28 protein-coding genes, 1 tRNA gene and 2 pseudogenes are annotated in these 26503 nt (G+C 66.9%); 17 read left to right on the top strand and 14 right to left on the bottom strand.

Features of this window, described 5'->3' with window-relative positions; all coding sequences use genetic code 11:
• Nucleotides 1–26: 26 nt before the first annotated feature.
• Nucleotides 27–1214 (bottom strand): molybdotransferase-like divisome protein Glp, encoded by a 1188-nt coding sequence (glp, locus tag J2853_RS39460; protein ID WP_307568967.1) that lies wholly within the window; start codon nt 1212–1214, stop codon nt 27–29.
• Nucleotides 1215–1237: 23 nt separating this feature from the next.
• Nucleotides 1238–2137, bottom strand: a complete 900-nt coding sequence (gene galU, locus J2853_RS39455; protein WP_307566336.1) for a UTP--glucose-1-phosphate uridylyltransferase GalU — start codon at nt 2135–2137, stop codon at nt 1238–1240.
• A gap of 25 nt (nt 2138–2162) precedes the next feature.
• Between galU and J2853_RS39450 the strand changes: the two genes are divergently transcribed.
• The 3 genes and pseudogenes from J2853_RS39450 to J2853_RS39440 all read left to right on the top strand — a co-directional run.
• Nucleotides 2163–2744, top strand: a complete 582-nt coding sequence (locus tag J2853_RS39450) for a 5-formyltetrahydrofolate cyclo-ligase (protein WP_307566334.1) — start codon at nt 2163–2165, stop codon at nt 2742–2744.
• Nucleotides 2745–2851: 107 nt separating this feature from the next.
• Nucleotides 2852–4357, top strand: coding sequence for a potassium/proton antiporter (locus tag J2853_RS39445; RefSeq protein WP_307566332.1), 1506 nt, complete (start codon nt 2852–2854; stop codon nt 4355–4357).
• Between the two features lie 563 nt (nt 4358–4920).
• Nucleotides 4921–5061: pseudogene (locus J2853_RS39440) on the top strand (FmdB family zinc ribbon protein); the annotation flags it as partial.
• A gap of 14 nt (nt 5062–5075) precedes the next feature.
• On the opposite strand, the gene J2853_RS39435 reads toward J2853_RS39440, so the two are convergent.
• A complete protein-coding gene (locus J2853_RS39435) occupies nt 5076–5303 on the bottom strand; it encodes a hypothetical protein (RefSeq protein WP_307569058.1) in 228 nt (75 codons plus the stop codon).
• Nucleotides 5304–5751: 448 nt separating this feature from the next.
• Here J2853_RS39435 and J2853_RS39430 point away from each other — a divergent pair, with 448 nt between their 5' ends.
• The 3 genes from J2853_RS39430 to mscL all read left to right on the top strand — a co-directional run bounded on the left by J2853_RS39430 (nt 5752) and on the right by mscL (nt 7816).
• On the top strand, nt 5752–6561 hold the full coding sequence (locus J2853_RS39430; protein ID WP_307566330.1) for an S-methyl-5'-thioadenosine phosphorylase: 810 nt from the start codon (nt 5752–5754) through the stop codon (nt 6559–6561).
• Between the two features lie 163 nt (nt 6562–6724).
• Nucleotides 6725–7330, top strand: coding sequence for an RcpC/CpaB family pilus assembly protein (locus J2853_RS39425; RefSeq protein WP_307566328.1), 606 nt, complete (start codon nt 6725–6727; stop codon nt 7328–7330).
• Between the two features lie 81 nt (nt 7331–7411).
• Nucleotides 7412–7816 (top strand): large conductance mechanosensitive channel protein MscL, encoded by a 405-nt coding sequence (gene mscL / locus J2853_RS39420; protein WP_307566326.1) that lies wholly within the window; start codon nt 7412–7414, stop codon nt 7814–7816.
• Between the two features lie 31 nt (nt 7817–7847).
• Here mscL and J2853_RS39415 read toward each other — a convergent pair whose 3' ends face one another.
• Nucleotides 7848–8912 carry a D-alanyl-D-alanine carboxypeptidase family protein gene (locus J2853_RS39415; protein WP_307566324.1) on the bottom strand — a complete coding sequence of 355 codons (1065 nt, stop codon included), beginning with the start codon at nt 8910–8912 and terminating at the stop codon, nt 7848–7850.
• A gap of 1085 nt (nt 8913–9997) precedes the next feature.
• Between J2853_RS39415 and J2853_RS39410 the strand changes: the two genes are divergently transcribed.
• The 4 genes from J2853_RS39410 (at nt 9998) to J2853_RS39395 (ending at nt 11806) form a co-directional block, all read left to right on the top strand.
• Nucleotides 9998–10070: transfer RNA gene (locus J2853_RS39410), tRNA-Arg, on the top strand.
• Between the two features lie 174 nt (nt 10071–10244).
• Entirely contained in the window at nt 10245–10517 is a 273-nt protein-coding gene (locus J2853_RS39405; protein WP_307566323.1) for an HAD family hydrolase, read from the top strand.
• A gap of 148 nt (nt 10518–10665) precedes the next feature.
• Entirely contained in the window at nt 10666–11070 is a 405-nt protein-coding gene (locus J2853_RS39400) for an NUDIX domain-containing protein (RefSeq protein WP_307566322.1), read from the top strand.
• A 340-nt stretch (nt 11071–11410) separates the two neighbouring features.
• Nucleotides 11411–11806 carry a nuclear transport factor 2 family protein gene (locus J2853_RS39395; protein WP_307566320.1) on the top strand — a complete coding sequence of 132 codons (396 nt, stop codon included), beginning with the start codon at nt 11411–11413 and terminating at the stop codon, nt 11804–11806.
• A 208-nt stretch (nt 11807–12014) separates the two neighbouring features.
• On the opposite strand, the gene J2853_RS39390 is transcribed toward J2853_RS39395, so the two are convergent.
• Nucleotides 12015–12596, bottom strand: coding sequence for a DUF4240 domain-containing protein (locus J2853_RS39390; protein WP_307566318.1), 582 nt, complete (start codon nt 12594–12596; stop codon nt 12015–12017).
• Nucleotides 12597–13148: 552 nt separating this feature from the next.
• Here J2853_RS39390 and J2853_RS39385 point away from each other — a divergent pair.
• From J2853_RS39385 to J2853_RS39365, 5 genes are all read left to right on the top strand, one after another.
• The gene (locus J2853_RS39385) at nt 13149–13454 is read left to right on the top strand and encodes a hypothetical protein (protein WP_307566316.1); all 306 of its coding nucleotides are present in this window, start codon (nt 13149–13151) and stop codon (nt 13452–13454) included.
• Nucleotides 13455–13544: 90 nt separating this feature from the next.
• On the top strand, nt 13545–14786 hold the full coding sequence (gene istA, locus J2853_RS39380; RefSeq protein WP_307566315.1) for an IS21 family transposase: 1242 nt from the start codon (nt 13545–13547) through the stop codon (nt 14784–14786).
• Nucleotides 14786–15463, top strand: a complete 678-nt coding sequence (gene istB / locus J2853_RS39375; protein ID WP_307566313.1) for an IS21-like element helper ATPase IstB — start codon at nt 14786–14788, stop codon at nt 15461–15463. Before istA (J2853_RS39380) ends, istB (J2853_RS39375) begins: the two co-directional genes overlap by 1 nt.
• A 164-nt stretch (nt 15464–15627) precedes the next feature.
• On the top strand, nt 15628–16215 hold the full coding sequence (locus J2853_RS39370; protein WP_307564714.1) for a hypothetical protein: 588 nt from the start codon (nt 15628–15630) through the stop codon (nt 16213–16215).
• On the top strand, nt 16215–16454 hold the full coding sequence (locus J2853_RS39365; protein ID WP_307564715.1) for a helix-turn-helix domain-containing protein: 240 nt from the start codon (nt 16215–16217) through the stop codon (nt 16452–16454). The genes J2853_RS39370 and J2853_RS39365 overlap by 1 nt, the downstream gene beginning before the upstream one ends.
• A 105-nt stretch (nt 16455–16559) precedes the next feature.
• Here the strand turns inward: J2853_RS39365 and J2853_RS39360 are convergent, their stop codons facing one another.
• The 4 genes from J2853_RS39360 to J2853_RS39345 all read right to left on the bottom strand — a co-directional run bounded on the left by J2853_RS39360 (nt 16560) and on the right by J2853_RS39345 (nt 19595).
• A complete protein-coding gene (locus tag J2853_RS39360) occupies nt 16560–16805 on the bottom strand; it encodes a hypothetical protein (protein WP_307564716.1) in 246 nt (81 codons plus the stop codon).
• Nucleotides 16806–16840: 35 nt separating this feature from the next.
• Nucleotides 16841–17851: a site-specific integrase gene (locus J2853_RS39355; RefSeq protein WP_307564717.1), complete on the bottom strand. Its 1011-nt coding sequence runs from the start codon at nt 17849–17851 to the stop codon at nt 16841–16843.
• A gap of 371 nt (nt 17852–18222) precedes the next feature.
• Nucleotides 18223–18537 (bottom strand): helix-turn-helix domain-containing protein, encoded by a 315-nt coding sequence (locus J2853_RS39350; RefSeq protein ID WP_307564718.1) that lies wholly within the window; start codon nt 18535–18537, stop codon nt 18223–18225.
• A complete protein-coding gene (locus J2853_RS39345) occupies nt 18534–19595 on the bottom strand; it encodes a tyrosine-type recombinase/integrase (RefSeq protein WP_307564719.1) in 1062 nt (353 codons plus the stop codon). The genes J2853_RS39350 and J2853_RS39345 overlap by 4 nt, the downstream gene beginning before the upstream one ends.
• A 147-nt stretch (nt 19596–19742) precedes the next feature.
• Between J2853_RS39345 and J2853_RS39340 the strand changes: the two are divergent.
• Nucleotides 19743–19901: pseudogene (locus tag J2853_RS39340) on the top strand (ATP-binding protein); the annotation flags it as partial.
• A 145-nt stretch (nt 19902–20046) separates the two neighbouring features.
• Here J2853_RS39340 and J2853_RS39335 read toward each other — a convergent pair.
• Both J2853_RS39335 and J2853_RS39330 read right to left on the bottom strand, forming a co-directional pair.
• A complete protein-coding gene (locus tag J2853_RS39335) occupies nt 20047–20535 on the bottom strand; it encodes a hypothetical protein (protein WP_307566311.1) in 489 nt (162 codons plus the stop codon).
• A gap of 85 nt (nt 20536–20620) precedes the next feature.
• Nucleotides 20621–21727 (bottom strand): NucA/NucB deoxyribonuclease domain-containing protein, encoded by a 1107-nt coding sequence (locus J2853_RS39330; protein ID WP_307566309.1) that lies wholly within the window; start codon nt 21725–21727, stop codon nt 20621–20623.
• Nucleotides 21728–21744: 17 nt separating this feature from the next.
• Between J2853_RS39330 and J2853_RS39325 the strand changes: the two genes are divergently transcribed.
• Entirely contained in the window at nt 21745–22572 is an 828-nt protein-coding gene (locus tag J2853_RS39325; RefSeq protein WP_307566308.1) for a transposase family protein, read from the top strand.
• A 176-nt stretch (nt 22573–22748) separates the two neighbouring features.
• Here the strand turns inward: J2853_RS39325 and ltrA are convergent, their stop codons facing one another.
• Genes ltrA through istA (J2853_RS39310) form a run of 3 tightly spaced genes read right to left on the bottom strand, consistent with a single transcriptional unit; the run spans nt 22749 to nt 26417 of the window.
• Entirely contained in the window at nt 22749–24125 is a 1377-nt protein-coding gene (ltrA, locus tag J2853_RS39320) for a group II intron reverse transcriptase/maturase (protein ID WP_307566306.1), read from the bottom strand.
• A gap of 28 nt (nt 24126–24153) precedes the next feature.
• On the bottom strand, nt 24154–24933 hold the full coding sequence (gene istB, locus J2853_RS39315) for an IS21-like element helper ATPase IstB (RefSeq protein WP_307558420.1): 780 nt from the start codon (nt 24931–24933) through the stop codon (nt 24154–24156).
• Nucleotides 24930–26417: an IS21 family transposase gene (gene istA, locus J2853_RS39310; RefSeq protein ID WP_307558417.1), complete on the bottom strand. Its 1488-nt coding sequence runs from the start codon at nt 26415–26417 to the stop codon at nt 24930–24932. Before istA (J2853_RS39310) ends, istB (J2853_RS39315) begins: the two co-directional genes overlap by 4 nt.
• Between the last annotated feature and the right edge of the window lie 86 nt (nt 26418–26503).

Below are 26503 nucleotides of genomic sequence, written 5' to 3'. Positions count from 1 at the left end.
GCGGGCTCCTTCCTCATCTCCCTCGCTCACAGCGGGATGACCTCCACGGTCGTCCCCTCGGGCAGTTCGGTGACCTCCTCGGGGACCACGACCAGGGCGTTGGCCGCGGCCAGAGCGGCGAACTGGTGGGAGCCCTGCCTCTGCACCGGGGCGACGGTGCCGTCGGCGGACAGCACTCCGCGCAGGTGCGACCGCTTGCCCTGGGGCGAGCGGAGCGCGGCCGTGGTCACCGCCCGTATGGTCGGCGTGGGTTCCGCGGGCAGACCGCGCATCTTCCGCAGCGCGGGCCGGACGAAGACCATGAACGACACGAAGGACGACACGGGGTTGCCCGGCAGCGCGAAGAGCGGAATCCGGTCCTCGCCCACCACCCCGAAGCCCTGGGGCATGCCCGGCTGCATGGCGACGCGGTCGAAACGGACCGTGCCCAGGGGTCCGAGCGCCTCCTTGACCGGCTCGTAGGCCCCCATCGAGACCCCGCCGCTGGTGATCACGACGTCGGCCCTCAGGAGCTGCGCGTCGAGCTGGTCGAGGAACCGGGTGGCGTCGTCGGCCACGATCCCCGCCCGGTATCCCTGGCCCCCGGCCTCACGGACGGCGGCGATCAGGGCGTAGCTGTTGGACTCCCAGATCTGGCCCGTGCCCAGAGGCGTGCCGGGCTCGACGAGCTCGGCCCCCGTGGATATCACCACGACCCGGGGCCGGGGCCGTACCAGCACCCGGCGGCGGCCGACCCCGGCCAGGACGCCCAGCTGCGCGGGACCGATGGAGGTCCCGGCGGGCAGCACGACGTCACCGGCGTGGACGTCCTCCCCCGCCCTGCGGATCGCGTTCCCCTCCTCGACCGGACGCGTGATCGTGACCCGCGCCGTGCCTCCGTCGGTCCACTCGACCGGGACCACGGCGTCGGCGCCCACCGGCAGCGGGGCACCGGTCATGATCCGCGTGACCATGCCGGGGCCGATGACGAGCATCCGGCCGTCTCCGGCGGCGACGTCGTCTATCACCGGCAGCGTCACCGGGGCCTGCTTCACGTCCTCGGCCCGTACGGCGTAGCCGTCCATGGCCGAGTTGTCGAACGGCGGCAGCGGGATGGGAGAGAGGACCTCCTCGGCCAGCGTGGTGCCCAGCGCCTGCTCAAGCTCGAGTTCGAGCGGGGCGAGCACCCGCACGGTGCTCAGGATGCCGGCGAGGTGCTCGTCGACCGATCTCAATGGGTTCGTCCGGCTTGTCGGGCTCATCGGGAAGCCAGGAACTCCTTCAGCCAAGGCATGAACTCGGGCGCCAGGTCGGGGCGCTCCGAAGCGAACTGGACCACCGTGCGCAGGTAGTCGAGCTTGTTGCCGGTGTCGTAGCGGCGTCCGCGGAACAGCACCCCGTGGACGGGACCGCCCTGGTCGGTGCCGCGCCCGGCCAGGGTGCGCAGCGCGTCGGTGAGCTGGATCTCGTTGCCGCGGCCCGGCGGGGTGTTCTCCAGGACCTCGAACACGGCCGGGTCGATGACATAGCGGCCGATGACGGCCCAGTTGGACGGGGCCTCCTCCGGCGAGGGCTTCTCCACCAGGTCGGTCACCCGGACCACGTCGTCCTCGGCGGTGGGCTCGATGGCGGCGCAGCCGTACAGGGAGACCTGTTCCCTCGGCACCTCCATGAGAGCGATCACGCTGCCGCCGTAGGCGCCGCGCACCTCGATCATGCGCTTGAGGAGCTCGTCGCGGTGGTCGATCAGGTCGTCGCCGAGCAGGCAGGCGAACGCGTGGTCGCCCACGTGCTGTTTGGCGCAGAGCACGGCGTGACCGAGGCCCCGCGGCGCGCCCTGCCGTACGTAGTGGAGGGTCGCCAGGTCGGCGGGCTCGCGCACCTGGGAGAGGCCGTCGCCGTCCCCCTTGGCCTCCAGGGCCTCCTCAAGCTCGACCGCGCGGTCGAAGTGGTCTTCTATGGAACGCTTGTTCTTGCCTGTGACCATGAGGACGTCGAGCAGCCCGGCGGAGACCGCCTCCTCGACGACATACTGGATGGCGGGCTTGTCGACGATCGGCAACATCTCCTTGGGGGTCGCCTTGGTCGCCGGAAGAAAGCGGGTGCCCAAACCCGCCGCGGGAACAACTGCTTTCGTCACAGCATCGAAGTCGGCCATGCCCAAAACCATAGTGGAGGGATCTGTGGACAAGCTGAAGTTACGCTCCGCCATCGAGGCGGCACGCGCCTCGATCCCCGAGGAGGAACGGCATGCGGCCTCCGTCGGGATCAGGGAGTCCCTGCTGGACCAGCCGTGGGTCCAGATGGCCGGGCTGGTCGCGTGCTACTGGTCGATCGGGACGGAGCCGGCGACGCACGGGCTGGTCTTCGCCCTGTGGAAGCACGGCGCGACCGTCATCCTGCCGGTGCTCAGAGAGGACAACGATCTCGACTGGGCGGTGTACGACGGGCCGGACACCCTCGCCGCGGGCCGTCACGGGATCATGGAGCCGGTGGACACCCGGCGCGGCGTCGACACGATCAGGACCGCCGCCCTGGTGATCGTGCCCGCCCTGGCCGTCGACAGGTCCACCGGGGTACGGCTCGGCCGCGGGGGCGGTTCCTACGACCGGGCGCTCGCGAGGGTCGGGCCGAACGTCCCGACGGTGGCCCTGCTGCACGAGGGAGAGGTGCTCGACGACGTTCCCGCCGAGCCCCACGACCGTCCGGTCCGCTACGCGGCCACGCCCGGAGGGATCATCCAGATCGCCGCGAAGCGCGTGTAGCGGTCGCCGATCCGGCCCGGAAGGCCGGGCCCGGACCGCCACCGGGTGTGCATGAAGGCTCAACCGAGTGCGACACAATGGTCCCCGGAGTCGGAGAGGGGGGCCAGATGAAGTTGGACGTCTGGCTACTTCTCGGTGCGGGGGTCGTCATCGCGGCCATCGTCGCGGTGCGGGTCGCCCATCGGAGCGGCCTTCCGAGCCTTCTGATCTTCCTGGGCCTCGGCGTGCTCATCGGCGAGTCCGGGCTCGGACTGCAGTTCGAGAACCCGGAGCTCGCCCAGCAGGCGGGCCTGATCGCGCTGGCGATCATCCTGGCCGAAGGCGGTCTGACCACCACCTGGAGTCATGTCAAGGGCTCCATCCCCACGGCGCTGGTGCTGGCCACCGTCGGTGTCGGCGTGAGCATCGCGGCCGTCGCGATCCCGGTGCACCTGATCCTCGGCATGGACATGCGCACCTCGCTCCTGCTCGGCGCGGTCCTCGCCTCCACCGACGCCGCCGCCGTCTTCTCCGTCCTGCGGCGATTGCCCCTTCCCTCGCGCCTCGCGGGCATCCTGGAGGCCGAGTCCGGCCTCAACGACGCTCCGACGGTCATCGCCGTCGTGCTGCTGAGCGCCAGCGCCTCGCCCAGTCTGGGAGGCGCGCTGTTCGAGGTGCTCTCCGAGCTGGTCGTGGGCACCGTCGTCGGCCTGGCGGTCGCGCCTCTCGGCGCCTACGCGCTGCGCCGTATCGCACTGCCGATCTCCGGCCTGTACCCGATCGCCGTGCTCGCGCTCGCGTTCGTCGCCTACGCGGGAGCCGTGCTCCTGCACGGCAGCGGCTTCCTCGCGATCTACCTGGCGTCCCTGGTCATGGGCAACTCCCGGATGCCGCACCGGGCGGCCTCCCGGGGCTTCGCCGAAGGTGTGGCCTGGCTGGCCCAGATCGGCCTGTTCGTCATGCTCGGGATGCTGGCCAGCCCTTCGGAGATGCCGTCCGCGATCGTCCCCGGCCTGGTGGCCGGGCTGATCCTGGTCGTGGTGGCCCGGCCGCTGTCGATCATGATCTCCGCCCTTCTGGTACGGCTGGCGCGGCTCGATCGGCTGAAATGGCGCGAACAGGCCTTCCTGTCGTGGGCCGGACTGCGGGGCGCGGTGCCGATCGTGCTCGCCACCATCCCCTGGGCCGCCACCTCGGTCGACGACGGCACCGCCAAGTTCGTGTTCAACGAGGTCTTCGTGATCGTCGTCGTCTACACCCTGGTGCAGGGACCGACGCTGCCGTTCGTGGCGAAGAAACTCGGTCTCACCACGCCCGACGAGGCTCGCGACCTTGAGGTGGAGTCGGCCCCGCTGGAAGAGCTCAACGCCGACCTGCTGCAGGTCAGGGTGCCGCCGACCTCCAAGCTGCACGGCGTGGAGATCTTCGAGCTGAGGCTTCCGGCGGACGCGCAGGTGACATTGATCGTCAGGGACGGCCGGACGTTCGTTCCCTCCGACTCCACGAGGATCAGGGTCGACGACCAGCTCCTGATCGTGACCGCCGCCGCCTGCAGGGAGGTCGTCGAGCGACGGATGCGCGCGATCAGCCGCAAGGGCAAGCTCGCGGGCTGGTTCGGCGAGGTCGGCGCCTGACTTCGAGTCGGACGCGTGACCCCCTGGAGCACGCGGACTCCTGAGGCACGCGGACCCCTGAAAGCCCCGGCCCCTGGAACGCCCGGACCTTGGGACACGCAGGCCCTTGAGACGCCCGGACCCTTGGAACGCTCGGCCCCTTGGAAGGTCCGGATTTTTGGAAGGTCCGGACTCTTGGAACACGCGGCCCCCTGGAACACGTGAGCCCCTTGGAGCACGCGAACCCCTGAAAGCACGGGCTCCGCTCCCGAACGCGCGCGTTTCACCCGGGAGGAATTCCGCCCCGGGAGCGCGCGGACTTCACCCCCGGAACACGCGAACCTCCACCCCCGGGAACACGCGGGCCTCGCCGCCGGAACACGCGAGTTCCACGGAACATACGGGCTTCCGCCCCAGGAACGCGTAGGTTTCGGCATCGGAACTCGCGCCTTCCGCCCCGGAACGTGCGGACTTCGCATCCGGAATGCGCGGGCTCCGACTCGCGTTTAAGCTTGTCGGCTGCGTACCATTAGCAGTCGCGCCACTAGAGTGCCAATCGGCGCGAACCATATGAGGAGGAGCGCGTGCCCACCTACCAGTACGCCTGCAATGCATGCAGTAACCAGTTCGACATCGTCCAGAAATTCTCCGACGACGCGCTCACCGAGTGCCCGAGCTGTGCGGGCGAGCTGCGCAAGGTGTTCTCCGCGGTCGGCATCGTCTTCAAGGGATCGGGTTTCTACCGGACCGACAGCCGGTCTTCCTCGTCCAGCACGGTGAGTTCCGCGGCGTCGACGTCGACGTCGGGTTCCTCGGACTCCTCGAACTCTTCGAGTTCGTCGGACTCATCGAGTTCGTCGTCGTCCTCGTCGGGTTCGTCGTCGAAGGACTCCGCCCCCGCGAAGACGAAGGCCACGAGCGGCTCGGCGGCCGCGGCCTCCTGAGTCCAGCCCCCCGAACGGGTCACCGCCGGCCCTTCCGCGGCCCAGGCCTGCATTCCCGGGGAGCTCGGTGGTCCGATGGGCAAGGTTCAGAGGGCAGCGATCCTGCCCCGTGGTCGAGACCCCAGGGGACCGCGCCCGGCATCCACGGTACGGCCGAGGCCAGAAGGCCGTACCGGCATTCACGACCGCACCCCAAGCGGTGTACGGCGGGCCGCCCTACGCCGGATTCCCCCACGACAGATCTCCGTACGGCGGGCCGCCCTACGACAGGTCTTCGTACGGCGGATCGGCGAATCGGCACGGTCCCGTACGGCGGATCGGCACGGCTCGGTACGGCGGATCGACGGGGCTCCGTACGGCGGATCGAACGGCCGGATCCGGGAACGCGGTTATCCACAGGGCCCGCCCCGTCGTCCACAGGGCGCCCACCGGACTCCTGGCAAGCCCGCCCGTGACGATAGCCTCTGCGCCATGGTCACTCGCGCGGATATCGGGGTCATCGGCGGCTCGGGCTTGTACTCCCTGCTCGACGATGCCGAAGAAGTCAAGGTCACCACACCGTACGGCCCGCCCAGCGACGTCATCACCGTGGGCCGGATCGGCTCGCGCTCGGTGGCGTTCGTGCCCCGCCACGGTCGCGACCACCGCTTCCCGCCCCACCGCATCCCCTACCGGGCCAATCTGTGGGCACTGCGCTCCCTCGGCGTACGCCAGGTCCTCGCCCCCAGCGCGGTCGGCTCCCTGCGCCCCGAGATCGGCCCCGGCGCCCTGGTCGTCCCCGACCAGATCGTCGACCGCACCTCCAGCCGCGCGCAGACCTACTACGACGCCGGAGGGGTCGTCCACGTCTCCTTCGCCGACCCCTACTGCCCCTCCGGCCGCGCGGCGGCCATCTCGACCGCCCGGTCCGCCGGCTGGGACCTGGTCGACGACGGCACCCTGGTGGTCATCGAGGGCCCTCGCTTCTCCACTCGCGCCGAATCGCGCTGGTTCACCGCCAACGGCTGGTCGATCGTCGGCATGACGGGCTATCCCGAGTCGATCCTCGCCCGCGAGCTCGCCCTCTGCTACACCTCGCTCTCCCTGGTCACCGACCACGACGCCGGAGTCGAGGCGGGCGAGGGGGTCACCCACGAAGAGGTCCTCGCCTTCTTCGCCACCAACGTCGCCCGCATGCGTTCCCTCGTCACCGACGTCGTCACCGCCCTTCCCCAGGAGCGCACCTGCCTGTGCGCCACTGCCCTGGACGGGCTCACGCTCCCCTTCGACCTGCCCGAATAGCACCCGCCGGGCCCTCCCCCGCACGGAGGGCGCCTTGCACCGTGCCTCCCCCAGGCCCGCTCTGTCCGCCTTCGCCTTCCACCGCCTTCCACGCCGGCCCCACAGGGCAGGCGTCCCACCACGGGCCCCGCGCCGCCCGGCTCCCACTTCCCTGGAGTCAGCCATGCGCGCCCTACGCCGCCTTCTCGGCCGCCGCCACCGCCTCATCGCCACGGCCGTCGCCGCCCTGGCCATGGCGTGCGCCGTGATCGCACTACAGCCGGACACCGCGTCGGTGACCGTTCTGGCCGCCGCCAGAGACCTCCCCGGTGGCGTGCTGAACGCGGCGGACCTGAAACCGGTGGCCCTGCGGCCCGACACGGTCCCCGACGGCGCCCTGAAACCCGGTGCGCCGATCGCCGGGAGGGTCCTGGCGGGTCCCATGCGCCGGGGAGAGCCCCTGACCGACGTCCGCCTGCTCGGTCCGAGCCTGCTCGCCACCCACGGCCGGGGAACGGTCGCCACCCCCGTCCGTGTCGCCGATCCCGAGACCGCGCGCCTGCTGTCCCCCGGTGACGTCGTGGACGTGCTCGCCGCCCCCTCCACCTGGGACGGCTCCGCCCCCGCGAAGATCGTGGCCGAAGACGTCACGGTCCTGGCCACCCCCGACGACGAGTCGGACCGGGGCGCGCTCGTCGTGCTGGCCACCACCTCGGACCAGGCGATCGAACTGGCCTCCGCCCAGGCCGGTGGACGGCTCTCCGTCACCATCGGGTCGCGCGCACGGTGATTCCAGGCCACCGGAGAGCTCTAAGATCTTCGCCGTATCGGACACCGAACGGTGGCCGGAAACATGCGCCAAGGAGCCGACATGCTGAGTGGATTCAAGAAGTTTCTGATGCGCGGAAACGTGCTGGAGCTCGCCATCGCGGTGGTGGTCGGCACGGCGTTCACCGCCATCGTGAGCTCGTTCGTCAAGGACGTCCTCACCCCGCTGATCGCCGCGATCGGAGGGCAGCCCGACTTCTCCGCTCTGACTTTGACGATCGGCGCCAGCGAGATCAGGTACGGCGTCTTCCTCAATGCTGTGATCGCTTTTCTGATGGTGGCGGCCGTCATCTACTTCTTCGTCCTCACCCCCTACGAAAAGCTCTCCGCCCGGTTCGTCAAGCAGGAGGAGATCACCCACCGGGAGTGCCCGGAGTGCCTCTCGGAGATCCCCAAGGCCGCCGCCCGCTGCTTCCAGTGCACCGCCCAGGTGATGCCGCTCGTCTGAGGGAGCCGCCCTCACAGCCCTGAGGACGCCTCTACAGCAGAGACCCGAGCTTGACGTCGTACTCCCAGTGCCAGGGCTCGAAGGGACTGCTGTAGGCCCAGGCGGGGTGAATCCAACCAAAAGCCTTGCCGTTGGCCTCCAGCCAGTTGAACTCGACCGATCGAAAGCGCTCCACGCCTCCACACAGGTCGACGGCAAGCCCCAGACCGTGATTGCTCCGGCCGGGCACCGCGGCCAGACCCGGGCGGGTGTAGTAGACCGACTGCTGCTCGGCCAGGCTCCGATAACTGTCCGTCACGCACATGGGCTTGCCGAAGCGCTTCCGGTAAGCCTCGTTGAGGCTGATGAACGCGAGCGCCGCGTCCCCCCTCAGTTCCTCGCCCCGCTGCTGGAGCGGGCAGAGATACGCCTTCGGGATCAGCCCGTTGGCGAACTCCTCCATCGTCGTCGCCCTGGTCGGGTCACACCCGGCCGCGGGCTTGCCCGACTTGTCAATCTTGACGCCCAGCTTGACCAGCGCCTGCGACAGCGACTTAACGATCTTCTGAGAACGCTCCTGGAGCGTCTTGATCTCGGCGCCCATCTGCGCCTCCGAGAGGAGGCTGTTCGCCCGCAGTTCCTGCGCCTCGCCCGCCAGCCGCTCCTGCTCGGCCTGAAGCCGGCTGCTGTCCTCAAGGACCAGGTTTCGCTGGGCCACGAGCTGGGTGGTGCTGGCTATGGCCTGCAGGGTGCCCTCGTCGGAGGTGCCGGACAGGAAGCCGGACACGTCCCCGCCGACGGGCTGCTGGTAGAGCAGCTCAACCAGGTCGGAGAGCGGCTGCCGTACCTGGGCGAAGGCCTTCTCCGCGGCCTGCAACTGGCTCAGCTTGGCCTTGAGCTCCTTCTGCGAAGCCGCGATCTTGGCTCGTCGCTGCTCCAGCGCCCTCGTCGCGGACTCAAGCTCCTTGGATGCCTTTTCCGCGTCGCGGCGCAGCTCGGTGAGGTTCACCGGCTCACGGAGCGACTCCGTGAAATTCACCGACTCAAGAACGGCGACAGCCTGGGCCTTCGCCGGCGCCTGCTGCGCGGCAGCGGCTCCCGGCAAAAGGGAAGTCATCGTCGCGACGACGGCGATCAGACCCGCTGATCGACGAGGTGGCACGTTCGACCCCTCCGTTTGCGAACTCGTGACCTGGGTCAGGCACGCACGCTACTACAGCTCTCCGAGTGTCCGGGCCAGACTCCTCGCGACCGGTATGCACCGAACACCCCAATTTGACAACGGGCGACTCATGCCTCTTGTCGTAAATGCTCCTTACACACTTCCCAGAGCCACGTCTCCCGCCACTCCTCCGCACACGGCTCCTCGTCCCTCACCGGCTCCCCGTCATTCGCCCGTTCCTCGCCCTGCGACCGCTCCTTACCCTTCGCCCGCTCCTCGCCTTTGGCCCGCTCCGCCTGAGGCATTCGCCTGACCGGGGGTGCCGGAGGTTTCACGGGAGTCCGAGGCACCGCCTTCCGCACCACCGGACGGCCCTCAACAGGGACGGCACGGGAGGTCGAGTGACGCGCATTCGTCGCGACCGGGAGTATCCAACCCTCATACGTCGGATACGGGCGGGGCGGAGGCGGCAGCACCCTCGGCTCGAAGACGACACCCCGCGCAGGCTCGGCGACGACTGGCAGCATGACCACCACACTCCCCCGAGGCCCCGGATTCCCTCGAGAACTCACACCGAACTCCGCACCGGAGGACTTCGCAGCGGAGGGGTTCGTCCCCGGCCCCGTGCCGGAAGATCTCACCTCAGATTTCGCGCCAGGCCCCGCAGTGGGGAATTCCACACCGGAGTTCTCACCCGAACTCGCGCCAGAGGATTCCACATCGGATCCCGCATCGGCGACAGCCATCCGGACAGCCGCCTCATAGCCGGTAAGATCGGCCACCAGGAGACCCCCGGCCAGGAGCGCAGGTGCCAGCATGGCCCCGCACAGCACCAACGGCCGCAGACCGTGACGCCCCCGAATCCGCTTCCGCTGCTTTTGGATCACGAAGCGTGACGTTAGCCACGCCCATCCTCGGCCCCCGGCCACTTGCCGCCCCTTTTACCCCAGCTCAGCGAACGGATAACTCGCAGTTCTCCCCCAGAGCCCCTCCGAGCGCGCATCTACTCCTCACTTTCGCTACTCTTACAGGGAGTCCCTGCCTCCGTAGCTCAGGGGATAGAGCACCGCTCTCCTAAAGCGGGTGTCGCATGTTCGAATCATGCCGGGGGCACTCTTCTAACCAGCCAATATGCCCCTGACCTGGGCATGGCTGTCCCGCTGTCATTCAGCCTTATGCAGCCGTATGTCAGCGACTGTGGGATGGATCTTGGAGTGATTCCACAGGTCACAGCGCGTCGGGGCGGGACAAGGCGAGGCGATCCAGCGCACGGGGTTGGCTGAAGCGGTGGACGCCTATGCGCTCTCCGAGGTCGAGGGCATCCGCAAGCCCGAGACAGGTCTGTTCGAGATCGCCGCCAAGCAGTGCGGCGCGAGTCTCGCCGACGGGGGCTGGATGATCGGCGACCACCTCTTTGCGGACATCGGCGGAGGACAGACAGCCGGTCTACGAACGGTCTGGATCGACCGCGGCACCTGGCCCGATCATGAGCACTCCGCGGATCACGTGGTCACCGACGTGCTCTGCGCCATGGACATCTTGCGCGACATCGGCGAATGACTTTTCGAAGAGGCACTGAATACTCGGTGGGAACCAGAGGGTGTCGTCATGAGTAGCAAAACTCTGGAAGAGCAACTTAGCCATGACACGTTCTGACCTGCTTGAAAGCGGCGTCCGGGCCGCAGCCACGCCGGTAGAGTCCTGATCCATGGCCCGCCGGCTCGACTTCTACGACGACCCCAGGGCGCCCGCGCCCAACAGCCTCGTCCCTTCCGTGAACGTCGTGGTCACCAACGACGCCGGGGACATCCTGATGATCCGCCGCTCCGACAACGACAACTGGGCCGTCCCCGGTGACGCGATCGACCCCGGCGAGTCCCTGCCGCAGGCGGCGATCCGGGAGACATTGGAGGAGACCGGGATCCGGTGCGAGATCACCGGCCTGATCGGCACCTACACCGACCCCAAGCACGTGATCCTCTACACCTCCAACGGCGAGGCCCGGCAAGAGTTCTCCATCGTGCTCACCGGCCAGGCCGTCTTTGGTGAACCGACGCCGAGCGATGAGTCCCGGAAAGTCCAGTGTGCTCACCGGCCAGGCCGTCTTTGGTGAACCGACGCCGAGCGATGAGTCCCGGAAAGTCCAGTGGATGCCCCACGCCCTACCGATGGATCGATCGATGCGGTTGCGGGTCGGACATGTCCTCGACGGCATGGCGCTGCCGTACATCGGTTAGCTTTCGCCCTGAATCGACGTCATTGTGCCCTCCCGAGAAGTCGTTGGTTTCAGCAGCCATAACTTCCAGGTCGCCGACACCCATGGCCGCCATCTTCTTTGCCCTGATCTCGGGGATGTGAGCATCCGACGTTCTCCACTTCCTCCATGAAATGTCCGAGCGGGGTTGTAATGTCCGCATCGGACCGTAGGGGATCACCAATCTCGGAGGACTGTGATGGACGTTCGCGAAGCCGCGCTACGTTGGGCACACACGTGGGCCGCAGCGTGGGAAGAACAGGACACCGAAGCCATCGTTGCTTGTCAGGCCGAAGACGGCGTTCACTGGTCGACACCCTTCGGCGCCCCTCACCGGGGACGTGACGGGCTCAGAAAATACCTGCAGGACGCGTTCGCATCGGAGGTTGAGCCGACACGGGCCCGTTTCGCCGAGCCCGTGGTCGAGGGTGGCCAGGCAGCGGTCGAGTACTGGGCGCTGTCGCGCTATGACAGCGGCCCGCTGACCATCTCCGGCTGCACAATGTTGCGATTCAACCCAGATGGCCTGGTCAGCGAATCTCGGGACTATTCATTCGTTGAATCCGGCCATCACCTGTTCCCGTTCGGGTGGTGAGCTGGATCCTTTCCTGAAATCCCGGTGAGCCGAATGGCGCCGATCGTCGCCATAACCCTCTCTGACCAGAACAAGCCACTGCCCCTTGACTGGTTTTTCGGTCGCTGCCCTGCCTCAGTTGCCATCTGAAGTCGCCAATCGCCGAACCCGGCGGACGTACGTGATCACCGCACTGGATGATTCCGCCACACGCCGCATATCCGCTTCCTCAGTTCCCCTGACCGAGGAAAAGAGCGGCGAGGCGGGGAAGGCGACGGCGGGTCTCCTCCGCATCATCCACGTCCCAGTTCTCACCGGTCGGGCGGTCGGGCCGCTCCATCCCGGGCACCGTGGCCTCCATCACCGCATCGAAGGAATCCGTCTCCCCCTGCACTCGTTCGTACGCCTCCCGCGGCGCATACGACATGCCCTCACAACCGATCCACCCCTTCCCCTCACAGCCCATCCGCACGACGACGGGCAACTCGGCAAGCGAGTCGGGATCGGCGACGGCCCGGGTGAACGCCGTACGCCCCAGCAGCGCCAGCCCACCGCGGAAGTCCATGAAGCCATCGTCGCCGCACCCGCCCTCGATGAGCTGCGCCGCATTCCACAGCGGCCGCAGGTAGGCGGAGTCACACACCCGGATCAAGAGCTGCTCGAACGCGATGATCTCGGCGGCCTCCAGCTCGGACAGCAGGTCGGTCAGCACCGCCACCAACGGGTCGTCCGGCGAGTCCCGGTCGTCGGCACGGTCACCGACCGCACCCCGGGCCTGCTCGATGAGGTCCCACCAGACATCGATCTTCACGCCGGTCACTCTAGCCACGACGATCCTTCTGCCCCATGACCGCCGGGGTTGCCGATGCCGGCAAGGACGCACAGCGCCACGGGAGCAAGTAGACGGCGCCCGGATTCGCAGCCGCGCCGGAAGACCTACCGTTCCAGCGCGGCTTGTACGGTGCGCACGGCCGCGGTGATGCATGGGGTCGCGTTGGTGATCGACCGGCTGAGATCCCCCGGCGTCTGATCCTCTGTACACGCCAGGAAATCCCTATCGTGCCCTGTGGTCGGCCTGTCAGCGGTGAGCCGACACCGAGCGACGAAATTCCGCGAAGTCTGCTGGTTACCCCGTGACGAGGTCGACTCGCTGCCGATGGATCGATCGACGCGGTTACGGATTGGGCACTCCCTAGCCGGTACGGCGCTGCCGCACATCGAGCGAGGCATCTTTCCTGCTGGGAAAAGCTGTTTGTCGTATTCATCTTCCGGGTTAGGCTGCCGGTTACGCTCTGGCTGATCTTCCTGGAAGGGGTCGGGTGCTCCTGGCAGGCGAGGCGTCATACCCCGGAAGTCGCGCCCCATGACCTTGTTCGTTCATCTCACGGCAGCGAAAAACATCCGCTCGGTGCGGCGAGCCGGCATCCGCACACAGAGCCGCAACCATGAAGGCCTGCCGGGATTGTTCTGCCTGCCCATCCTGCCCTCCTACCAGCTCACCCACCAGTGGGCCCGCGAGCTGAAGCGCAGCGGCCAGCGTACGTTGACCGCCGTCGACTTCCGGGTGCCCGACGACGAGCCGGTGTTCGTCGGCCACTATGGGCGGGCTCATGCGGAGCTTTCCAGCACCGAAGCCGCGGCCCTGATCGCCGAATGCGAAGACGCCTGAGGTTATGAGGTCTTCATCTGTCGACGACGGGTGAAAACTGACCCCGTGGCGACGGCCGAAAATTGACCCCCCTTGTAGTCACTCTGGAGGGTGATCAAGGTGGAGGACTGGGCGGAGATCCGCCGGTTGCATCGAGCCGAGGCAATGCCGATCAAGGCGATCGCTCGGCGCATGGGCATCTCGAAGAACACCGTGAAACGGGCGCTGGCGGCCGATGCACCGCCAGCATATGAGCGGGTGGGCAAGGGATCGATCGTGGACGCGGCCGAACCGCGGATCCGGGCTCTGCTGGCGGAGTTCCCGACCATGCCCGCGACGGTGATCGCCGAGCGGATCGGCTGGGAGCGCTCGCTCACGGTCCTCAAAGACCGGATCCGTATGCTGCGGCCGCAGTTCCAGCCGGTCGATCCGGCGTCGCGGACCACCTATCAAGCCGGCGAGCTGGCCCAATGCGATCTGTGGTTCCCGCCGGTGAAAGTGCCGGTGGGAGCCGGACATCTGGCCAGCCCGCCGGTGCTGGTCATCGTCAGCGGATACTCACGGTGGATGATGGCCCGGATGCTGCCTTCGCGCACCGCGGGAGATCTGTTCGCCGGGCACTGGGCTTTGTTGTCGGAGCTGGGCGCGGTGCCCAAGACGCTGGTGTGGGACAACGAGTCCGCGATCGGCCAGTGGCGGGGCGGCAAACCGCAGCTCACCGCGGACGCCCACGCTTTTCGCGGAGCGCTGGGGGTGCGCATCGCGCAGTGCCGTCCGGGTGATCCCGAGGCCAAGGGGCTGGTCGAGCGGGCCAACGGCTATCTGGAGACCTCGTTTCTGCCCGGCCGCGATTTTGCTTCGCCGCAGGACTTCAACGCCCAGCTGGCCGCCTGGCTGCCCCGGGCCAACAGCCGCCATCACCGGCGTATCCAGTGCCGTCCGCTGGATCGGCTGCACGCCGATCTGGCGGCGATGGTGGCGTTGCCGCCCATCGCGCCGACCGTGGGCTGGCGCACCTCAACCCGGCTGGCACGTGATCACTATGTGCGGATCGCCTCGTGTGACTACTCGGTCCACCCCTCGGTGATCGGCCGTCTGGTGGAGGTGGTCGCCGACTTGGAGGAGGTCACGGTGACCTGCGGCGGGCAGGTGGTGGCCCGCCACCGGCGGTGCTGGGCGCCGCACCAGACCATCACCGATGCGCTACATGCGCAGGTGGCCGCCGCGATGCGCCGCACCTGCCTGCGCACCGCCACGACCCCGGCCAAAGCCGAGGCCCCGGCTGAGGTTGAGGTCGAGCAGCGCCGGCTGAGTGACTACGACGCGCTGCTCGGCATCGAGGGGGTGGCGTGATGGCCGCGACCGGCACGAACACCACCACCACGACCAGCGGTCGCAACGTCGCGGCCGAGCTGGCCTATCTGACCCGGGTGCTCAAGGCCCCATCCCTGGCGGCCTCCATCGATCGGCTGGCCGAGCGGGCCAGGGCCGAGTCCTGGACGCATGAGGAGTTCTTGGCCGCCTGCCTGCAACGCGAGGTCGCCGCCCGGGAATCACACGGCGGCGAGGCCCGGATCCGCTTCGCCCGCTTTCCGGCCCGCAAGGCGTTGGAGGACTTCGACTACGACCACCAGCGCTCTCTCAAGCGTGAGGTCATCGCGCATCTGGGCGCGCTGGACTTCGTCACCGCCAAGGACAACGTGGTCTTTCTCGGCCCGCCCGGCACCGGCAAGACCCATCTGTCCATCGGGTTGGGGATCCGGGCGTGTCAGGCCGGTCACCGGGTCGCTTTCGCCACCGCTGCCCAGTGGGTGGCCCGGCTGGCCGATGCTCATGCCGCCGGCACGCTGCAGGGCGAACTCATCAAGTTGTCGCGGATCCCGGTGCTGATCGTGGACGAGGTCGGCTACATCCCCTTCGAACCGGAGGCGGCCAATCTGTTCTTCCAGCTGGTCTCCAGCCGCTATGAGCGGGCGAGCCTGATCGTCACCAGCAACAAACCTTTCGGGAAAGCGCACATGTTCGCGTGAACCTGCGTCAGGTAGTGCCGAAACCTCACGGGTTCGCTGGGACGTCCCGTCGACTGGGGCTCGCTTGCCATATCGACTATCAATGGATACGTTTATCGATACCATCGAAAAACGATATGCCTTGGAGTGGCCTGATGGCAACGCAGCACAGCACGATCGGACGAGTGGCGCGCCAACCCACGGTCCTCGCGGTCCTCATCCTGGTGACCGGGGTGATCACCGGCATGGTGCTCTACTCCCGGGCCGGTTTCTTCGGCTTGACCTACGACCTCGTGGTGGCCCAGTCGCCCAATGGCTACGGGATCCGTCTCGATCACCCGGCGTACACGCAGATGGCCCGGCCAGGCGTCATGGCCTCGGCGAATGGCCTCGAATACATCGACGGTTCCCCTGACGCCGGCCAGTACCTCTGGCAGGCCCTGACCACCTTCCCGGGCTTCGTGGTGGCCGTCGGCGCGTTTTTCCTGATATGGCGGCTGATGTGGCGCGCTCGCGGCGGTGTCTACATGCCGCAGGTCGCGCGTCGTGTGCGTTTCTTGGGCTGGTGGCTGCTGGTCGGTGGTCTCCTGGCTCCCCAGATTGAGAACTTCGCGATGATGAGGCTGCTGGACACGATGGCCATGGGGGTGGCCAGCTACCAGATAAGGGAGATCCCGCTGGTCGTGCCGCTCGTCGCGCTTGGGCTGCTGGCGCTGGTGGGCATCCTGCGCGATGGAGTGCGGATGCGTGAGGACCTGGCAGGAACCGTCTGATGTCATCCGCTGAGATGGACGCCCATGCCATCACCGTCCACCTCGACCGGCTCCTGGAAGAACGCGGCATGACTCTCACCGAACTGGCCAACCGGGTTGGGGTGACCGTCGTCAATTTGTCCATCCTGAAGAACGACCGGGCCAAGGCCATCCGGTTCACCACGCTGACCAAGATCTGCAAAGTCCTCAACTGCCAACCAGGTGACCTGCTGGGCTATCACCCCGAGGAGAAACGATAAGCGGATGCGCTGTTTTCGCCGCTCGTCCATCGCATCAGCCATGTGACAAACCTGACCACCAACGCCGACGAGAGCCGATCGAAGCCTGAGCGGCGACGTCAGATTTCACCCAGGCCACAACTTGGTTGGCAGTCTCCCGTCGTCGATGTGATCTGCGAGGTAGATCATGGCGCCTTCGGGGTTCATGCCAAAGGCGGCCGCCACGAGTTTGGGGTCCATCGTGTTGACCAGGTCGACCAGTCGAGTGCTGCGGAGCATCCGGGGCGGGACACCGCACAGGTCCAGGACGTGGCTGACATAGGCGGTGGACGCCGGGGCGCGCCCGGCCTTGGTGCCCTTGGTGACCATCACGTGGGGGTTATTGGTGCGCTGAGTCTCGCGGTGTGTCAGGCAGCGTTGCAGAATTGTCCAGCTGGCGGGTCCATCGGCACCGGGTGGGGTCGCTGTCCAAGGCGGATCGTCCGGGCGGCGGAATCGATGGCGGCGATTTGCAGGTGGCGGACCTCGTTGCTGGAGGCTCCGTGCAGTAGGGCGAGGATTCCCATCAGGGCCTCGTGCGGGTGGACCGCCGGGTCGGTGGTCCATCGGCGAAACAGCATACGCTGCCGGCCCAGTGTGAGGGTCTGGCCGGTGAAACCCTTCGGTGCCTTGGCCGACAGGCCACGAGCGGGGTCGACGAGCACGATCTTGTGGGTTTTGGCGAAGCGGAAGAACTGCCCGACGATGGTCAGCCGTCGCGCCCGGCCTTTGGGCAGCACGGCCAAGAACGCGTCGATGTCGTGCACGTCGGCCAGAGCCCAATCCTGCTTGCCCCGCTCGTTGTTCAGGAATCTGGCCAGATCACGCACGGTCGAGAGCACCGCGTCGATGGTGGTGTCGCTGCGGGGCAGAGTCCCGGCCCTGCGGGCTCGTTCGCGTGAGCGCAGCAGGAAGGCGGCGAAGGACTCCACCGCCGGGCGCAGCGGCGCAGGAGTTGCGTCGATACGGCGCCTGCGCCGTCCCTCGGCCAGCCTTGCTGCCTGATCGACTGGCAGCGCCAGCCCGTGCTCGGTGAAGTAGTTCTCCAGGAGGCGGGCGAGAGATCCCATGGAGCGTCCAGGGCGGCGGGCGCGCTCCAGCAGGGCCTGCGGGTAGTTGGGGTGCTCGTCTTCCAGCAGTCGACCGAGGCCGCTGATCATGGTGCAGGCACGTCCGACGCTATAGCGGGCGGCCAGCTGCGCGATGAGGTCGCCGAGCCAAGGCGGCGGCTCGGTCAGGCGAGCGATGAGGTTGTCGCCGGCGATGAAGGGCCGGTCGGGATGACGTTGCCAGCAGGGCGAACACAGTCCCAGCCCGGCATGAGGGCGGACCTGGCCGCATCCGGCGCAGGCGCGCGGCGGCTGTTTGGACTGCCGCACGCGCGAGCAGTGACCGCACCAGCCGGTGTCCTGGCGCAGATAGCCGGGCCGGCCGCAACGCGGACACGGGCACTGATCGGCCTGCCGATCGGCTCGGCGCCGGCAGTCGCGACACAGAGTCGCCTCTTGGGCCCGCACCGGATGCCCGCACCTGGTGCACGCTCGTGAGCAGCGGATGCACACTCCGGTGTCGGCCTGCAAGATGCGCTGTTTGCCGCATCCCGGGCAGGGGTCCTTCGCCGCCTCCTCGGTCAGTCGGCGCCGGCACCGGCTGCAGTGCTGCCGATCGGGATCGTGAAGGCCGACCGGACCACCGCAGCCGATGCAATCTCGTTGTCGTTTGCCCATCGCCCACGTTCGCCTTTCCCCGGTCACACCGGCGGCATCGACCGACCACCAAAGGAGGCGCTCTTCGGCTGGTCGACCGTCACCCGCGGCGTCGGCGCGGGCCGCTCGACGGGTGTGGTGTCCACCTCGAACAGGTCGTTGGGGGTGCACTCCAGCGCGGTGCACAACGCCGCGAGGGTGGACAGCTTCATCTGGGCGGGTTCCTTGGTGAGCAACACTGATACCGATGCCGCTGACAGCTCCAACCCGGCCTTTTCGGCCAGCAGCCGCCGCAGCTGGGCACCGGTCCACACCTCGCGCTGGGCCGCGGCCATCCGCAGCTTCCAGCGAATCTTCATGGCGAGGGGTCCTCTCGGGTCAGTTCGCTCAGCGTGCCGGCCACCGCGCGTCGATAGGCGTCCTCGATGAACGTGACCGAGGGCCGGACATAGCGCATCGTCGAGCTGACCGTCCAATGCCCGAGCAACTGCTGGATGGCCACCAGGTCGACGCCGCGTTCGTAGTTGTGCGTCGCGCACGCCCGCCGCAGCGCATGCGGACTGAACCGCTCGGCGGCCGGACGGCCCTCCAGCTCCATCAGATAACGCAGCCGGTTACGGATGGTTCCCGGATGCAGACTGCCGCCGGACTCGTCGGCGAACAGCACCGGCGAGTCGGGAAACTTGCCGCGCACATCGTCCAGGAACCAGCGCAGCACCAGGTCCAGGTGATCGAGCATCGGCACCCAGCGAGGCCGGGGCCCAGAGGTGCGGGCGCCCTTGCCGAAACGGACATGCAGCTTGCCGAACGGACCCCGGCCGAAATGCACATCGGCTCGATCCAGCAGCGCGCACTCCTCCGAGCGCAGACCGGCGTGATACAGCGTTCGAAACAGCGCGTAGTCCCGCGCCGCGGGCGCGTACTTGCGGGCGGAGGCGATCCGAACCTTGAGGAAGTCGAAGAACTCCGTCACCCGCTCCGGGGTCGGCGGCGGCAGCTGGGCCGGGGAATCGTCGCCGACATGGCGGGAGGCGTTGAACTCATCAACCGGGCAGACCAAGCGGACCCCGAAGGCCGCCTCGATCTGGGCCGCCTTACGAGCCTGCAGGAACCGATGGAACCCTTTGAAGATCTGCACGTAATCGCGGCGGGTGGAGGTCGCCCGGCCCGCCACCGCCAGGTCCCCGACGATTCGGTCGATGTCTTCAGGAGCCACCTCCCAGGCCAGACGCCCCAGGGCGGTCAGGGTCCGCTCCAGTAGGCCGGTGTCGTTGTCGATCGTCACCGGGCTGAACCCGCGGGCTGTCCACGAGGCCACGAACGCCTCGACGCACTCGGCCTGGAACTGCCACGGGTCCGTGGTGACCGGCTCCTGCGGGACGCCACCGCCCTGGACGATCTGTAATCGCGACCGCACCACCGGCACACCTTCCTCGCACCTAAAGGATTAAGGCAGCACCTAACATAACGTGTCTACGCCTTGACAATCGGTGAAACGAGAAAGAACGAAAGATCCCAGGAACCAGCCGAGATCCCGGGAACCGAACAAGTACGAGCCCCAGATCGCTGGGGGGAGGTGTTCGGCGACGATGTTGTGGCCGCCGCCATGATCGACCGGCTGGTTCACCACGCCGAAGTCATCAGTTTGAAGGGAGACAGCTACCGTCTCAAAAACCGTGACCTTGGCCGCGTGCCCGCGGCCGATCCCAGCAACGACCAGTAACGATCAAATACGCGAGAGGGGTCAATTTTCAGACGACGATAGGGGGTCAGGATTCAGACGTCGTTGACATCATCCCTCGGGCGATCATCGCCAAGGAGATCCACCGTGTCCGCAGCGTGAACCAGGTGACTGAATCACTATGGCTTCACTGGCTTTTAGCTGCCGACGGCCACAGTTGCACCCGATAGAGCTCGACGTAGATGATGTCGGGAGGGAAGTCGGGCTCTTCGGTGTTTGTCAATTTCCTAGTCTGCACGCGAGTGGACCAGGAGCTCTCTTTCACGCCGGTGTCGAGCTGAAGGTACTCATCCCAGTCTTCGGAAAAATGTTGGACAAGGCCGATGGTTCCGGAACCGAGATAGAGCTCCCCCTCCCACATCTGGGTCCAGGCGGTAAACCGCTCCGGTGCCTCGTCCCAGAGCTCGAACCTGACGTGGATTACAGCGTCGCTCGGGGAGTCGCTGGTGATGTCCACGCCGTTCGGTCCAGCTGAGATCATCGGTTGCTGCCTGGGCAGGACGTCACCAGGTGAGGGCGTTCCGGTGGGTTCACCATCCGTCACCTCCGTCACAAGGAAGCGATTACCTATATGGATGGTGATTGAGTCGAGAGCGCTGGCGAGAAGGATTGCCACAGCGGTCGAGCCTTTCCGTGAACAGGACAAGAGCCGGATCTGGCGCGGGCCGTTCGCCGGCCCGCGCCAGAGATTACGGGTGAGTCTAGTCGAGCATCTGAATCCAGAACTTATCGCTCCGAATTATCCGGTTGTTCTTGCACCACGCAGCAATCGCTATCCCATGAGCCTCATTCTGGGCCGGCATGACCGGCATAACGGAGTAATTGTTCTTTGGTTTAGCGTTATCCGCTCCCTGCTCCAGGCTGGCGAAGGGAAACTCATCGCATTGCTTACCCTCTCGCTGAGCGGCAGAGTATTCAATTTTGCACGCCGAGCTAGCGAGTCCCCGGCTCCCCCCGGGAGTAGGCCGATACTTGGCTCTACTCAGCCAGTCTCCCCAGTTCCCCGGAATGTCTTTGGCATCGGGATCGAGGTCGTAATAGGATTTCCTTCCCGGCTTGGTGAGATATGGATGCTCAAGGGCCAGCCAGATATGATCGTTCACTTCCGGGAAGCTCGTCCGGACGCCTGTATCTGGATTTATTATCTCGTCGCTATAGGCCATGGAGAGGGCTGTAACACCGCGCATGACCACGCATCCGCCGTTTTTGTACCATTTAAGGAGAGGCGAGGAGTCACAACGCACTGTCCGGGGATTGGACGTCACACTGAGGGCGTATTTCCCTCCGCTAGGGGAAGGGAAATAAACCCATACGTTGGGGGTCATCGTGCATGACCCCTCCTGGTCCACGCCCTCCTTTCTGGAGCTCCTCGTCTGCTTGGTGTTATGCCATTCTCGGCCGGCTACCTGCTTCCATTCGCTCAGCCGGTGAAATCCAGTTATTTGGTCCCCGCTTGGCGGGAGGCCGACGCAATTGGTTACATCAGGATCATCGGCATTCTGGACTACAGTGCTCACCGAGACCTCGGCATCCTGCAGAGTTCCCTCAGAAGACACAATGGTCACGTGGTGTTGGGTTGTAAAATCGCGGCTGTTCTGATTCGTGGTGATCCTGTAGTAGTTGACGCCGACCACCTCGCCTTTCTTGATCAGGCCACGATACTGAGGTGATCTCAGCGAAATAGTTCGGGCGATTGGGATTTTTTGGACGCCGATGCCGACGTTCCGGACCTTTCGGGAGGAGACGCCGAAGGCCGGAAACAGACGTGGAGCCCCCGGTAGAAGAGCTCTCACCACAAGAATTCTCAACCGCCGGAAGGCTCCACGTGATTGCTCATCGTGCCACGCTCGACGTCTCCCGCGCACTCGTTCGCTACCTCGCCCGACTCCTGCACGACGAACGCCGACTGCGCGACACCCCCACTGGCAGCCGGGCGTTGACCCCGTTCCGGCAGGCGGTCATGGTGCTGCGCTGGTTTCGCGGCGAGCGCGACATCCCCAAACTCGGCCGCGATCACCGCGTCTCCCGGGCCACCGCCTACCGCTACCTGGACGAGGCCATCGAGATCCTGGCCGATCAGGCACCCGACCTGCACCAGTGCCTGCGCCACGCCCATGCCCACGAACTACCCCATCTGATCTTGGACGGCACCGTCATCGCCACCGACCGATGCCGCGAGAAGACCACCAGCGTCAAAGGCGAAAGCATCGACCTGTGGTATTCGGGAAAGGCCCACCACCACGGCGGCAACATCCAAGCGCTGTTCGCCCCCGATGGCATGCCGTTGTGGGTCTCCGACGTCGAGCCCGGATCGATCCATGACATCACCGCCGCCCGCATCCACGTCCTGCCAACCCTGTATCCCTCCTGCGCCCGTGGCCTGTCCGTCCTGGCCGACCCTGGCTACGACGGCGCCGGCATCGGCTTGTGCATCCCCGTCCGGCAACCCACCGACGGCAACGTCCTCGATGTCGACACCCGCACCCGCAACATGCTGCTGCGCGCGCTGCGCTGCCTGGGCGAACGCGGCTTCGCTCTCCTCACGCAACGCTGGCGCACCCTGCAGCGCATCACCGCCAGCCCCAGCAAGATCGGTGACATCGCCCGCGCCGCACTTGTCCTCACCCATTTCGAGCACGGCAGACTCATTTAAAAGTCGTTGTAGGGTCGGGGGCTGGCGCGGTGGCTTCTCCTGACGGTAGGACCTGGGGCCTTCCTTCCGCCGGTTTCCCGGACGGGTGTGCCACCCCAGTGGCCGTGACCAGGTTCTTCGCTCCGTTTCCAACCCCCGCCACCTCGATCCGTGCATGCGGTTCTCCCGCACACGGCTCACCGACGTCGTTCACCGCCGGCATTCGGTCTCTCCCGCCAGGGCTTGCCCGCCCTGGGCGCGACGACGATTCCATACAGGCTGATCAAGCCGAGATCACCTGGAGCGCGTTTCAGCACGCCTCGGCCGTAGCTCCGGCTGCGCCGGTGTTTTCGGCTGAGGAACAGCGTCAGACGCATCCACGCGAAATCTCTGATCTTGCTGAAGCGCCGGGCAGAATGCCCGTACCGAAAATAGCCAGCCCACCCCCGTAGGAACAGGTTGACCTCCTCGATGATCGCTTCGGTGCGAAGCAACAGCCTGCGGCCGTCCGTGAGGTCACGAATCCGGTCGCGGGCGTGTTGCATCGCCCTGTCTGAGGGCCAGCGAGCGAGGAAAACGAACGGCCGTTTCCCGTTGAACCCGCGTGAGCGCACCAGCCGGTGGTGAAAGCCCAGGAAGTCCAGGCCTTCCCCACCGACCTCCAGATGCACGATGCGGGTCTTGGCGGCCTTCGGCTCCAAGCCGAGTGCCGCCAGCAGCTCCGTCAAGCGAGCCAGGGCCCGCTCGGCTTGACCGCGGGACCAGCACATCACGATCGCATCGTCGGCATAGCGGGCCAACACGCCGTCCGCCTCATCCCACGCCCGATCCAATCGGTGCAGGTAGACGTTACACAAGACGGGTGAAACCACACCGCCCTGTGGCGTGCCGGTGACCTCTCGCCGGATCTGTCCGTCCTCCATCACCCCGGCGCGCAGGATCACCCGCAGGAGCTTCAGGAGCGACTGATCGCAGACGCGTTCCTCGATCGCACGCATCAACTCATCGTGACCAATCGCCGAAAAGCAGTTGGCGATGTCCGTCTCGACCACCCACCGGCGGCCCCGCGCCTGCTCCTCAATGAGCACTTGCAGAGCGTCGTGCGCTGAGCGCTTCGGGCGAAACCCGAACGAGCAATCAGCCATGTCCGCCTCGAAGACCGGTTCGAACACGATCTTCACGGCGGCCTGCACGACCCGGTCCCGAACAGCGGGAATCGACAACGGCCGGTATTCGCCCTTCGCCCCAGGCTTGGGGATCATCACCCGGCGCGCGGGCAATGGTCGATACCGGCCCTCCCTCAGTTCGGCGGCCAGCTCATCGAGGAGCCGGATGATCCCGTACTCCTCAATGTCGGCCAACGTGGTCGCGTCGATGCCCGGTGCGCCGTTGTTGTTGCGCACCATGGTCCACCCGCGCTCCAGAACATCTCTGCGATAGACCTTGTCCATGAGCGCGTGGAACCGACGTCCGGGATCGGCCTTGGCCGCCCGGTAGAGCACATGCTGCAAGGCGCGGACCGGTTCACGCGGAACACTGTCAATGGCCAGGTGCGTGTCGCCGCTGGTGGCCAAGAAAAAGTCCCCAGCTCTTCGTAGTTGACTACTTCATGGTGGGTCGTCCTGGGCCTCGGATGCGGGCCTGTCGCATGCGGAAGGACTCGCCCTCGGTGACCACGACGATGCTGTGGTGTAGGAGCCGATCCAGCAGGCTGACCGCGGTGGTGTGCTCGGGCAGGAAACGCCCCCACTGATCGAAAGGCCAGTGCGAGCCGATCCCGAGCGCGCGGCGCTCATAGGCGGCGGCGACGAACCGAAACAGTAACTGGGTGCCGGTATCGTCCAGCGGAGCGAATCCCACCTCGTCGATGACGACCAGATCGGCGCGCAGTAGATTCTCGATCACGCGGCCGACGGAGTTGTCGGCCAGACCCCGATAGAGCGTCTCGACCAGCTCGGCGGCGGTGAAATAACGGACCTTGTAACCGGCCTGGATAGCGGCGACGCCGAACGCGATGAGGCTGTGGGACTTGCCGGTGCCGGCCGGCCCGACCGCGCAGTAGTTCTCCGCCGCTCGAACCCACTCCAGCGAGGCCAGGTAGTCGAACGTTGCCCGGGGGATCGAGGAGGCGGCGACGTCGAACTCCTCGATCGTCTTGATGACCGGGAACGCGGCGGCCTTCATCCTCATTCGGGCGTTGGAGGCATCCCGAGCAGCCAGCTCGGCATCGATGAGCGTGCGCAGGAACTCCTCGGGGTTCCACCGTTGCGTGCGGGCAGTGAGGAGCAGCTCCGGTGCCAGAGCCCGGATCGTTGACAGCTTCAGACGGCGCAGCCCGCCATCGAGGTCGGCGGCCAGTGGCGGAAGAGCGGGCGCGGTCATGACACCTGCCCGATCTGGTTGAGCTTGTCGAGGGTATAGGCCGACAGCGGCCGGGTCGGCACCTGCGGCAGCTCCAAAACGAGGGCCTCTCCGGCCGGGCAGGGCTGCGCGGTTCCGGCTCCAGCGGCCAAGATCGAGCGCACGTCCTCGGCCCGCCAGCGGCGAAAAGCGACTGCGCGCTCCAGCGCCGACAGCAGGGCCGCTTCGCCGTGCGCGGCACGCAGTGCGGCCAGCTCCTCCAAGTCAGCGGCCAGGCGGGTGTTGCCGGAGGCGGCCGAGGCTGCCAAGAACGCCTCCGCGACCGGGCCGAGTCCCAGGAAGGTCTTCTCCGCCTCGGTCCTGGGCCGGGCGGGGCGGCGTGGTGCGGGCCGGGGACCGCCGTAGTGTGCGTCGGTGACCGCTGCCTCGCCGGGAGCGACCGGGACGTGCTCGGCGACGATCTCACCGGTGGCCAGGTCCGAGACCAGCAGCCGCCCGTCGGCCTCCACGACGGCGACGGCGGCGCCGATCAGCCGGGTCGGCACCGAGTAGCGGGCCGAGCCGAAGCGCACGCATGAGAGTTTGTCGACCTTGCGGGTGGCCGGCGCCTTGCCGATCGCGGGCCGCAGCGACGGCAGCGCGCTCAGCAACTCGCGCTCAGCGGCCAGTCGCTCGACCGGGATCGCGCAGATCTCCGAGTGCGGCACCGCGTTGACCTCGGCGCACCACTGCCGCGCCGCGACGTTGGCCGCCGTCAGATCATCGAACGGGGCGTGCGGTGCAATCAGGTCACGCTTGGCATAGCCGACCAGGTTCTCCACGATCCCCTTCGATTCGGGATCAGCGGCCTCGCACCAGTCCGGCCGAAAGGCGTAGTGCGTCGCCAAGCGGACGTAATCGGCGGTCGGGATGACCTTGTTGGCGACCACGCCGCCCTTCAGGCAGCCCATCCGATCGGCCAGCACCGCTTTGGGCACCCCGCCGAGTTCTTCGAAGCATTCAGCCAGCATGGCCAGGGTGGTGGCGGCCCGCTGGTTGTCGGCGAAGCGCACGAACCGGATCCTGGACCAGGCCAGCACCGCGCAGAACACGTGCAACCCACCGCCGGCGTCCCCCCAGTCGATGACCAGCATCTCGCCCGGCGTCCAGATCGCCGGACGCCGCCCGCGATGGTGATCGCGCCGCCAGGTCTTCTTCGCTGATGCGACCAGACGCCGCAGGTTACGCGCCGATCCGGTATACCCGGCGGCCTGGGCCAGCGGCAGCAGCCGCTTGGCCGAGATCTTCCCCGCGGTGGCCTGCACCTTGCCGGCTACCAGTTCGGTGACCGCGTCGAAGTTGTGTTCACGGCGTTTGCGGCAGGTCGGCTTGTTGCCGGTCAGGGAGCGCTCGATGATGCGTCTGACGGTCTTGTGCGTGGTGCCGCATATCTGCGCGGCCCCGCGATAGGTGCCTACCTCGCGGTAGGCGGCGATGATGTCCATGACTTCCCCCGAAGATTTCATGGCCGAACAGACCCCCTGAGCGGTGATCTCGTGACTGGCTGACACCGTCACGATCACCGCTCAGGGCACACACCTCCCGACGACAC

This window comes from Streptosporangium lutulentum (assembly GCF_030811455.1).
GTDB classification, from domain to species: domain Bacteria; phylum Actinomycetota; class Actinomycetes; order Streptosporangiales; family Streptosporangiaceae; genus Streptosporangium; species Streptosporangium lutulentum.
This window is presented reverse-complemented; position numbering and strand designations above follow the sequence as displayed.

Bases quoted from the DNA above. Each gene is read 5' to 3' on its own strand.
- galU (WP_307566336.1), bottom strand. From the start codon at position 2,137: ATGGCCGACTTCGATGCTGTGACGAAAGCAGTTGTTCCCGCGGCGGGT.
- J2853_RS39445 (WP_307566332.1), top strand. From the start codon at position 2,852: ATGAAGTTGGACGTCTGGCTACTTCTCGGTGCGGGGGTCGTCATCGCG.
- J2853_RS39430 (WP_307566330.1), top strand. From the start codon at position 5,752: ATGGTCACTCGCGCGGATATCGGGGTCATCGGCGGCTCGGGCTTGTAC.
- J2853_RS39425 (WP_307566328.1), top strand. From the start codon at position 6,725: ATGCGCGCCCTACGCCGCCTTCTCGGCCGCCGCCACCGCCTCATCGCC.
- mscL (WP_307566326.1), top strand. From the start codon at position 7,412: ATGCTGAGTGGATTCAAGAAGTTTCTGATGCGCGGAAACGTGCTGGAG.
- J2853_RS39415 (WP_307566324.1), bottom strand. From the start codon at position 8,912: ATGACTTCCCTTTTGCCGGGAGCCGCTGCCGCGCAGCAGGCGCCGGCG.
- J2853_RS39400 (WP_307566322.1), top strand. From the start codon at position 10,666: ATGGCCCGCCGGCTCGACTTCTACGACGACCCCAGGGCGCCCGCGCCC.
- J2853_RS39395 (WP_307566320.1), top strand. From the start codon at position 11,411: ATGGACGTTCGCGAAGCCGCGCTACGTTGGGCACACACGTGGGCCGCA.
- J2853_RS39385 (WP_307566316.1), top strand. From the start codon at position 13,149: ATGACCTTGTTCGTTCATCTCACGGCAGCGAAAAACATCCGCTCGGTG.
- istB (WP_307566313.1), top strand. From the start codon at position 14,786: ATGGCCGCGACCGGCACGAACACCACCACCACGACCAGCGGTCGCAAC.
- J2853_RS39365 (WP_307564715.1), top strand. From the start codon at position 16,215: ATGTCATCCGCTGAGATGGACGCCCATGCCATCACCGTCCACCTCGAC.
- J2853_RS39350 (WP_307564718.1), bottom strand. From the start codon at position 18,537: ATGAAGATTCGCTGGAAGCTGCGGATGGCCGCGGCCCAGCGCGAGGTG.
- istB (WP_307558420.1), bottom strand. From the start codon at position 24,933: ATGACCGCGCCCGCTCTTCCGCCACTGGCCGCCGACCTCGATGGCGGG.
- istA (WP_307558417.1), bottom strand. From the start codon at position 26,417: ATGAAATCTTCGGGGGAAGTCATGGACATCATCGCCGCCTACCGCGAG.